At 64.8% G+C, this 3,468-nt stretch carries 2 protein-coding genes; one reads left to right on the plus strand and one right to left on the minus strand.

Annotated elements, in window-relative coordinates; translation table 11 throughout:
* Positions 1-526: 526 nt before the first annotated feature.
* A complete protein-coding gene (locus H926_RS0113195) occupies positions 527-2,929 on the plus strand; it encodes a TonB-dependent siderophore receptor (protein WP_022676731.1) in 2,403 nt (800 codons plus the stop codon).
* An 85-nt stretch (positions 2,930-3,014) separates the two neighbouring features.
* Here the strand turns inward: H926_RS0113195 and H926_RS27440 are convergent.
* Positions 3,015-3,468: FAD:protein FMN transferase (locus H926_RS27440; protein WP_043609490.1), on the minus strand; the 454-nt coding region annotated here is incomplete at its 5' end.

Below are 3,468 nucleotides of genomic sequence, written 5' to 3' on the forward strand. Positions count from 1 at the left end.
GGCCAGCCCGCGCGGTCGGCTCGGTTCATAGCGCGCAGGCTGCCAGGTGGCAGGCCGCAGCGGCACGACCTCTCCGCGCAGGCCGGACGATGCCGGGCGCGGCGCAAGGGTTGGCGTTGCGATCAAACTGGCCTGGCTGCTCACTATTCTGGCCCCCGTTGGCGGTTTGGCAGGTTATTGAGAGTCATTCGCATAGCTGCTTCTCCGTCGCGAGTCGAGAGAATAGATCGCAATAGCGCTCCGAGCCTTCGGCCAGATGGCTCTGACCGCGGGCATGGGGCCACATTGCGGACGTCTCACCGCCCGTGGCGATGGCGGATTTCTAGGTCGCTCGGTGCGTAGGAGCCTTGAGGTAGATCAAATAGGAGAATCATTATCAATAGCGTTGCGACTGATAGCAATTCGCATTAAAGCGCTTTGCGGCATCGGCGAGGCCGGATGCGCATGCCCGCCGGCACCAGGGATCGGCGCAAGCGCGCCGCAGCCTGCCGCAACGAATGATATGTTTCGCGCAAAGGATGAATGAGTGAGGGACAGTTTTGATCGTGCCGGTGCGGCGGGGGCTGCCGGTTTTCTCGCGCTGGGTTGCATCAGTCTGATCGCGGGTGCCGCACCCGCCCTAGCCCAGGATGCAACGGCCGCGCAAAACCCCGAGCCGCGCGTGCTGGGCGGCGTGACCGTCACCGATACCGTCATTACCGAGGGCAGCTACAAGACCGAACGGGCCGCATCGCCCAAGTACACCGCCCCGCTGCTCGATACCCCGCGCACGATCACGGTGATCCCCGCGCAGGTGCTGCAGGACAATGCCACGGCCAGCCTGGCCGATGCCCTGCGCTTTGTGCCGGGCATCACCCTGGGCGCGGGCGAGGGCGGCAATCCGCAGGGCGATCGGCCGTTCATTCGCGGTGCGGATGCGCAGAACAGCCTGTTCCTGGATGGCGTGCGCGATATCGGCGCGCAGTCTCGCGATGTTTTTGCCGTGGACCAGATCGAGGTGGTCAAGGGTTCGGACAGCACGATGAACGGGCGCGGCAGCGTGGGCGGGGCGATCAACCTCGTGTCCAAGCAGCCGACCGGCGAGCGCTTTGCCAATGTCTCGGCCGCTACCGGCACGGCGGAATATCGCCGGGTTACCGCCGATGTGAACCAGCCGATCGGCAATGTCGGCCTGCGCCTGGCCGCGATGTATCACGACCAGCACGTGGCCGGGCGCGATGCCGTGTGGCAGGATCGCTGGGGCGTGGCGCCCTCGGTGAAGTTCGGCCTGTCTGGCCCCACCAGCCTGACGCTGGATTACTATCACCTGGAAAGCCACGAGCTGCCGGATTCGGGCATTCCCTATCTGCGCACCACTGCCAATGCGCCGGCCGGCTATAGCGAAACCACCGTGGCCGCGACGCCGCGCACGGCGTTCTATGGCCTGGTTGATCGCGATTTCCGCCACACCCTGGTCAACACCGGCACGGCCCGTCTCGAACACCATTTCGCCAATGGGCTGACCTTGCGCAACACCACGCGCTATGGCGTGTCGAGCCAGGGCTATGTCCTGACCCAGCCCGACGATAGCCAGGGCAACGTGATCAACGGCAATGTCTGGCGCCGGGCCAACACCCGCTACAGCCGCACCACCGGCTTTATCAATCAGACCGATTTCTACGGCACGTTCACGCTGGGCGGGATCAAGAACAGCTTTGCCCTGACCGGCGAGATCAGCCGCGAAACGGCCAATGTCGGCAACTATGTGTCGAATGCGGCCACGGGAACGGCGCTTGCCACCGGCATCAACGCGGCGGGTGGCCGCTGCGGCGCCGCGTCGATTGCCGCCTTCAACTGCACCAGCCTGGCCAATCCCAATCCCTATGATCGCTGGGTCAGCTATACCGCCGATGGATCGGGCGTGACCGCGCCGATCATGCTGTCCGCCGAGAAGACCTGGACCAAGGCGCGCACCAATACCCAGGCAGTGTCGTTGTTCGATACGGTGAACTTTTCCGACGCGCTGCTGCTCAACCTGGGGCTGCGCTATGATCACTACGTCACGCGCGTCAGCCCTGGCCTGTTGGCGACGGCCCCGGATGAAAGCGGCCGTGCCTGGTACAGCCGGATCGACAACCTGTGGACCTGGCAGGCCGGCCTGACGTGGAAGCCTGCGCCCAATGGCAGCATCTATGCCTCGGCCTCTACCGCCGCGACGCCGCCGGGTTCCTATCTGGCCAATGGCAGCGACAGCAACGCGCTCAATACCACCAGCCAGGCGATCACCGATGCCCTCAAGGTGGAACGCACCCGCAGTTATGAAGTGGGCACCAAGTGGAACGTCTTCGGCGAAGGGCTGTCGCTGACGCTTGCCGCGTTCCAGACCGAAACCACCAACGCCCGCGCCACCGATGCCAACGGCACCGTGACCTTCATCGGCAACAAGCGGGTCAAGGGCATCGAGGTTTCGGCCAGCGGCAACATCACCGATCGCTGGAATGTCTTTGGTGGCTATACTTATATGGATTCCACCATCATCAATGGCGGCACCACCGCAGTTACCGCAGGGGGCGTCACCTATTACGTACCCTCGCCCAGCACCGGACAGCGCTTTCCCAACACGCCCGACCACAGCTTTACCGCCAACACCACCTACCGGGCGACCGACCGCCTCTCGCTGGGCGCCAACGCGCTCTACATGAGCAAGGTCTATGGCGGTTATGGCGCGGCGGTGAGCGGCGGTGTCGTCACCAAGACCCTGGCGCGCTATGTGCCCGGTTACTGGCGGTTCGACGCCAATGCCAGCTTCCAGGTTACGCCGCGCTTCTCGCTTCAGGCCAATATCAACAACCTGTTCGACAAGCGCTATTACGACAAGGCCTATAGCTCGCACTTTGCCAGCCAGGCTGCGGGCCGCACGGCGATCCTCACGGCCAATGTGAAGCTTTAACGGCTATCGCATTGCCAAGCAAAAGGCCGCCGGAGACAATCCGGCGGCCTTTCTTGTGGCTGTCATGCTAGCAGTATTAGCATGATTATTCCATCATCGCTGCCAATGCCGGGCTAAGCCACTCGCCACCCGACGGATCGACCAACCGCGTGGCGAGATTTTCGCGCACGGCCACAGCGTGGGCCTGGGCTGGCGCCATCACGATCAGCGCGCTGGCCCAGGCATCGGCCATTGCGCCATGGCGGTGCAGCACGGTTGCCGCCCCATGGCCCCGGCCAGGCTGGCCCGTGGCAGGGTCGATGGTGTGCAGGCCCAGATAGCTGCCCGAGGTCGCCGTGCTCAACTGGTGCAGCGCCACGCGCAGCGGCGCCAGGTTGGCGCCGGGCGGGCTTTCCACGTCTACCCACCACGGATCGCCATCGGGACGTAGCCCGCGCCCGGTGCATTCGCCGCCCACCTCGACCAGGGCGTGGCGCAGGCCCTGCGCGGCCAGCAGATCGGCCACGGCATCGGCCGCATATCCCTTGGCCACGCCCGAC

Source organism: Novosphingobium sp. B-7 (assembly GCF_000410615.1).
Classification (GTDB): domain Bacteria; phylum Pseudomonadota; class Alphaproteobacteria; order Sphingomonadales; family Sphingomonadaceae; genus Novosphingobium; species Novosphingobium capsulatum.